This window comes from Pseudomonas marincola, from assembly GCF_900116605.1.
GTDB lineage: Bacteria > Pseudomonadota > Gammaproteobacteria > Pseudomonadales > Pseudomonadaceae > Aquipseudomonas > Aquipseudomonas marincola.
The window spans coordinates 1-6,621 of record NZ_FPBC01000029.1 but is presented as its reverse complement, the minus strand read 5'-3'; the positions used below and the strand labels follow the sequence as shown (position 1 = coordinate 6,621).

Sequence of the window (6,621 nt, the reverse complement as noted above, 5' to 3'; positions counted from 1 at the left end):
TAGAGTATCCGGAACTGAGTGTGTAAATCCCTTTTCAGTCTAGCGTAACATAAAGCCTGTAAAGCGGAATTGCATGTGTAATTATAGCATCTTACAATTCTTCTCATAAACCGGAACTGAGTGTGGAGCCTCCTCATGTGCTAGCTCACCCGGCACCCATAAGTACTGGATTTCAGGACGGATCTGGAGCGTAGCGTCAGGCTCTGTGATTGCCTAGAAGCACGATAAATAAGGAACGTACGATGCCATCAGTTTTATCCCAGATCCTTGCCAGCTTCCGCGAGAAAGCACTGTCCGAACGTGACAAGGGCACTGACTTCGAGCACCTGTCATTGGTGTATCTGCGCAACGAGCCCTACTACCGTGACCTGTACCGAGAGGTCATGACGTACGGTGACTGGGCAGAGCAGAACGGCCTGACCAAAAAAGACACTGGTATCGACCTGGTGGGTGTGACTCATCAGGATGAGGTACACGCTATCCAGTGCAAGAACTATGCAGCAGACTACAAGATCACCAAGGCTGACATTGACAGCTTTTTTACCGCTTCGGGTAAAACGATATTCTCTAACCGGATCATCATCACCACCGCTAACAACTGGACACAGAATGCCAGCGATGCCTTAGAGGGCCAGCACCCACCTGTCAGCACAATCACGCTGGCCGACCTGGAAAACAGTCTGATCGACTGGTCGCAATTCCAAGTCCAGAAAGCCCCTGTTTTGCGTCCAAAGAAAACATTACGCGAGCACCAAGAAAACGCTCTGAAAGCCACCAAAGCCGGTTTGCAGGCTGCGGATCGCGGCAAGCTCATCATGGCCTGCGGTACTGGGAAAACATTCACTTCCTTGAAGATTGCCGAAGACATGGCGGGCAAGGGCAAGCAGGTACTGTTCCTGGTACCCAGTCTTGCGCTTTTGAGTCAGACCTTGACCGAATGGACGCAAGAAAGCGAAACGCCGCTGCACAGCTATGCCGTGTGCTCTGATAGCGATGTAGGAAAAACCCGCAACGCAGAAGATGACCGGATTCAAGCGACCGTCAGCGATCTTCAGTACCCGGCAACGACCAACGCTAAAAGTCTGGCCATGGCATTAGTCGCACGTCATGGCGACACACACATGAGTGTTGTTTTTGCGACCTACCATTCAATTGCCGTGATCAGTGAAGCGCAGAAGCACTTTGGGCTTCCTGCTTTTGATCTGGTCATTTGCGATGAGGCGCACCGTACTACCGGTGCAGTGTTTGATGGCGATGATGAGTCCGCTTTTGTGCGGGTTCACGACAACGACTACATCCAGGCACACAAGCGACTCTACATGACAGCCACCCCACGCATTTACGGGGAAGCCGCCAAGCAGACTGAGGGTGTTGTTCTGTTCTCAATGGACAACGAAACGCTCTTTGGCCGTGAACTGTTCGTCATCAATTTCTCGGAAGCCGTCTCTCGTGGCCTGCTGGTCGATTACAAGGTGATCGTGCTGGCTGTAGAAGAAAGCCACATCAATCGCCGCCTGCAAACCATACTCAAGGGCGAAGGCAACGAACTGAAGGTAGACGATGCCGCCAAGATCATTGGCTGTTGGAAAGCACTCGCCAAGCAAGGAATGACACCCTCGGGTGATGAAAGCCCCATGCAACGCGCCGTTGCCTTCTGTCAGGTTATCGAAAAAGACTACAAAGGCAAAAAACATAAAGTCAGCTCAAAGCTGATCTCCGATATGTTTGGCGAGGTGGTGGCTGAATATCAACGCATGGAGGTCGCGCAGCTTTTAGAGGACAACCCAGACGCAGAAATTGATCCAGCTCTGCTGCTCAACTGTGAAGCTCAGCATGTTGATGGCTCGATGAATGCCAGCGAAAAGGGCTCAAAGCTGGAATGGCTTAAAGCAGAAGCACCCGAAAACACCTGTCGCATCCTGTCTAACGTGCGCTGCCTGTCCGAGGGTGTTGATGTGCCCTCCCTCGATGCCGTGCTGTTCTTGACACCCCGTAGCTCCCAGGTTGATGTAGTGCAGTCCGTTGGACGGGTCATGCGTCTGTCGCCTGGCAAGAAACAAGGCTACGTTATTTTGCCAGTGGTTATCCCAGCCGGTGTAGAGCCGGAGAAAGCGCTGGACGATAACCAAACTTATAGGGTCGTCTGGCAGGTGCTGAACGCCTTGCGCTCCCACGATGACCGCTTTGACGCGATGATAAACAAGCTGGAGTTCAACGGGCGCGATGTCAGCAAAATGGAAGTCATCAGCGTTAGCGACAAAGTACAACAGCGCAGTAAATCCAGCACATCAAAAGCCGCGAAAAAAGCCCGTGGTGGCAGTGCCATTGGCTCCAGCGCTGATACACCGATCCCTGACCAAGCAAGCCTGCAATTTGAAGTCGGTGAGATCGAGCGCGCCCTGTACGCGCAGGTAGTCAAGAAGTGCGGCAACCGCCACCACTGGGAAGACTGGGCCAACGACATTGCCAAGATCGCCAATACGCACATCGACCGCATCCAAGCCATTTTGGAGAACCCAGACAACACCGCTGAAATCGCCGCCTTTGAAGACTTTTCTAAAGAGATACGTGATGACCTTAACGACGCCATCAGTGAGGCAGACATCATTGAAATGCTGGCTCAGCATCTGATCACCAAGCCGGTATTTGATGCGTTGTTTGAGGGGTACAATTTTACCCAGCATAACCCCATGTCCATTGCGATGCAGGCCGTTACCGAGCAGCTTGAAGCGCACAATATCGACAAGGAAGCCGATACCCTTCGTTCGTTCTACGAGTCGGTGAAGATGCGGGCAGCCGGCATTGAAAGTGCCGAGGGCAAGCAGCGCATTATTGTTGAGCTGTACGACAAGTTCTTCAAAAACGCTTTCCCACGGATGACCGATCGCCTGGGTATTGTCTACACCCCCGTCGAGGTGGTGGATTTCATCATTCACAGCATTGAAGACGTGCTCAAGGCTGAGTTTGGCAAGAACATGGCCGATGAGAACGTGCATATTATTGACCCCTTCACTGGCACTGGCACATTTGTAACCCGGTTGCTTCAATCGGGCCTTATCCCTAAAGAGAAGCTCCCGCACAAATACCGCACAGAGCTGCATGCAAACGAGCTTGTTCTTTTGGCCTACTACATTGCTGCCATCAACATCGAGGCCACTTATCACGGGATCATGAATGATAACGTGACCGGCCAAGAAGAAACGGATCAGATTTTCGAGGTTCCCTACGAGCCGTTTGAGGGAATTTGTCTCACTGATACATTCCAGATGTATGAGACGGAAGATATGATTGATGCCTTGCTGGTGGAGAACAGCGAGCGCCGCAAGCGCCAGAAAGAACTGGATATACGCGTGATTATGGGGAATCCGCCGTATTCAGCGGGTCAGGCCAGTGCCAACGATAACAACGCCAACGTCAGCTACCCTAAGCTGGATGAGCGCATTCGTAGCACATATGCAGAGCGCTCTGCGATGACTTCCGTAAGGCAGCTGTACGATAGCTACATACGCGCAATTCGCTGGGCATCGGATCGGATCGGCAATGCCGGTGTGATTGGCTTCGTCACCAATGGAGGTTTTTTAGAAACCAATCAGGCTGACGGCTTGAGAAAAGCACTTGCTGAGGAGTTTTCCAGCATTCATGTGTTTCATTTGAGGGGCAATCAACGCACCTCTGGCGAGCTATCACGACGAGAAGGCGGCAAGATTTTTGATAGTGGTAGCCGCGCACCAATTGCTATTTCAATTCTAGTGAAAAACCCTGAAGCGACAGAGCATGGTCGCATCCTTTTTCACGATATTGGCGATTACCTGAACCGCACAGAAAAGCTGGAAATGATTGCTAGCTACAAAAGTATTGCAGGTATTCCGAGCTGGCAGAAAATAACTCCAGACCAGCATGGCGACTGGCTAAATCAGCGTGATGATAGCTTTGGGGAGCATATTGTTTTAGGCGATAAAGCCAAAAACCCAGAACCGAGGTTGTTTGATAATTTTTCTCTTGGTGTCGCAACAGGTAGAGATGCCTGGGTCTACGACTCTAGCAAGACGCACCTAGAGACTAACATGCAAGGTATGGTTAACTTCTATAGCGCCGAACTTGTGCGCTTTAACGCAGTTCACACTGGGCTTGATACAAAAGGTAGGCAAGCCTTGGTGGATAATTTCATTAATACAGACTCGACTAGAATTAGTTGGACACGTGCGCTCAAACAGGACTTTGCAAGAAACAAATCATTTAGCTATGAGCAGTCATCACTAACTACGTCTTTGTACCGTCCATTCACAAAACAATGGATGTACTACAACCGCGCCTTTAACGAAATGGTTTACCAAATGCCCCGCATCTTCCCGCTTGGCGGCGGTGGGGAGAACTTGATTATCATGGTGACAGCGAGAGGTGCGAAAGCATTTAGTCCAATCATAAGTTCAGTCATCCCTGACCTGAACTCAATGGAGGCAGGCGCTCAATGCTTCCCGCTCTACCTTTACGACGAGCAAGCGCAAGAGAAAGCTGAGGATGCAAACGGTGACTTGTTTGTCGATAACGAGCAGCAAGAGCCTGGTCTGAAGCGACGTGATGCCATCACGGATGAAGGGCTCGCCCATTTCCAAGAGGCATACCCTAGTGAACAGATCATCAAAGAGGACCTGTTCTACTACGTCTACGGCATCCTGCACAGTGAGGATTACCGCACGAGATTTGCCGACAACCTGAGTAAAGAGCTTCCGCGTGTTCCCAGGGTAAAGCAGGCGGCGGATTTCTGGGCGTTCTCCAAGGCTGGCCGTGACTTGGCCAAGCTGCACCTCAACTACGAGGCCGTAGAAAAGTACCCGCTGAACATTCAAGCCAAGGGCAACCTTGTGGACGAGGACTATCGCGTCACCAAGATGAAGTTCGGCAAAAAACGTTGCGAGGAAACCGGTAAGAATATCAACGACCGCAGCACCGTCATCTACAACAACAAGATCACCCTGACCGGCATCCCAGACGAAGCATGGGATTACGTGGTGAACGGTAAGGCCGCACTGGACTGGGTAATGGAGCGCCAAGCGGTGACTACCCACAAGGCTAGCGGAATCGTCAATGACGCCAACGACTGGGCTATCGAGACCATGGGCAATGCCAAGTATCCCTTGGAGCTGTTTCAGCGGGTTGTCACGGTGAGCTTGGAAACCCAGAAGATCGTGAGTAGCCTCCCGGAACTGGACATGGTGTAGGGCTGATGAGCCAGCTCGACCTGCTAAATCTTGGCAGTCTCAAGGCTGCCCGCTTGATTGACGAGGGCGATCACTACGTTATCGAGGTAGACGGGCAAGGAATACCCGGCTGCTGTCCTCATTGCCTGTCTGAGAGCCCTTACCGTCACGGCTCACAGCAACAGCACTACATCGATATACCCATGCACGGCAAGCCCGTCCTCCTGCGTGTAGAGAGGGCGCGCTTCCGCTGCAAAGAGTGCGGCAAGACGTTTTTTTCTCATCTGCCGGACATTGACTCGAAAAGGAAAGCGTCTGTTCGCTTTATCAAATACATCGAACAGGAATCAATGAAGAAAACCTTTGCCTTGCTGTCACGCGAGGCAGGGATTGATGAAAAAACGATCAAGCACATTTTCGAGGATTATGTTGAGCGGCTGGGTAAAACAGTCCGGTTTGAAACGCCCGAGTTTTTAGGGATTGATGAGCTGAAAATCATTGGTGAGTACCGCTGTATGATCACCAACGTAGGTGAGCTTTCTATCTACGATTTATTGCCCAATCGACGCAAAGCCGACCTCACGACCTACTTCAAGACACTCCCTGATAAACACAAGGTCAAGGTGGTGACGATGGACATGTGGCGTACCTACAAGGATGTCGTCAATGCGCAACTCCCTGGCCGGGATATTGTGGTAGACCGCTGGCACGTTGTACGCATGGGCAATGATGCCCTAGAGACGGTACGCAAGAAGATCAGGAAAGACCTGAATACCCGGCAGCGACTCAAGCTGAAAGATGATCGTTTTATTTTGCTAGAACGCGAGGGAAGGCTTAGCACTGATGAGCATGACAAGATGCTTGAGTGGTTTGAGCTGCACCCGGAGCTGGAGCTGGCCTACCAGATGAAGGAGAGCTTTCATGAGATATATAACTGTGGTGACAAAGAAGATGCTCAGGCATTTGCACGAGCCTGGCTAGACTCCCTACCACCGGAAATGGAGTATGCTTTTGGTGCGGCCAGAACGGCGCTGACGAACTGGTGGGGTGAGATCTTTAACTTCTATGACCACCGGGTCACCAACGCCTATACCGAATCTACCAACCGGCTAGCGAAGGACATGAATAGGATGGGACGAGGATACAGCTTTGAAGTAATGCGGGCCCGACTTATCTATGAGAAGCAAGCCCGTAAGCCGACAACGAAAGTGCGCGGCAGAAAGCCAAAGTCCTTCCTGCCAGAAAAAGTCATGTATCGCTTCAGCATGGCAGACGAGAACGTCAAGGCCATCGAGTACGGCCCACATATTCCAACCCTGTGCGACCTACTGGAAAAGGGCTGCTTTTCCTAACCGCTCAACAAAATCCTAGAGTCAGGCGGTGGGGGCTAAAACAAGGTTTCCACACCTGGTTCCGGATACCC

2 protein-coding genes are annotated in these 6,621 nt (G+C 51.4%); both read left to right on the top strand.

Annotated features, from left to right (window positions below):
• Window positions 1–242: 242 nt before the first annotated feature.
• A complete protein-coding gene (locus BM395_RS23055; RefSeq protein WP_090515965.1) occupies window positions 243–5,219 on the top strand; it encodes a DEAD/DEAH box helicase in 4,977 nt (1,658 codons plus the stop codon).
• Window positions 5,220–5,224: 5 nt separating this feature from the next.
• Window positions 5,225–6,550, top strand: coding sequence for an ISL3 family transposase (locus BM395_RS23050; RefSeq protein ID WP_090515962.1), 1,326 nt, complete (start codon window positions 5,225–5,227; stop codon window positions 6,548–6,550).
• Window positions 6,551–6,621 lie beyond the last annotated feature (71 nt).

Bases quoted from the DNA above. Each gene is read 5' to 3' on its own strand.
- BM395_RS23050 (WP_090515962.1), top strand. From the start codon at position 5,225: ATGAGCCAGCTCGACCTGCTAAATCTTGGCAGTCTCAAGGCTGCCCGC.
- BM395_RS23055 (WP_090515965.1), top strand. From the start codon at position 243: ATGCCATCAGTTTTATCCCAGATCCTTGCCAGCTTCCGCGAGAAAGCA.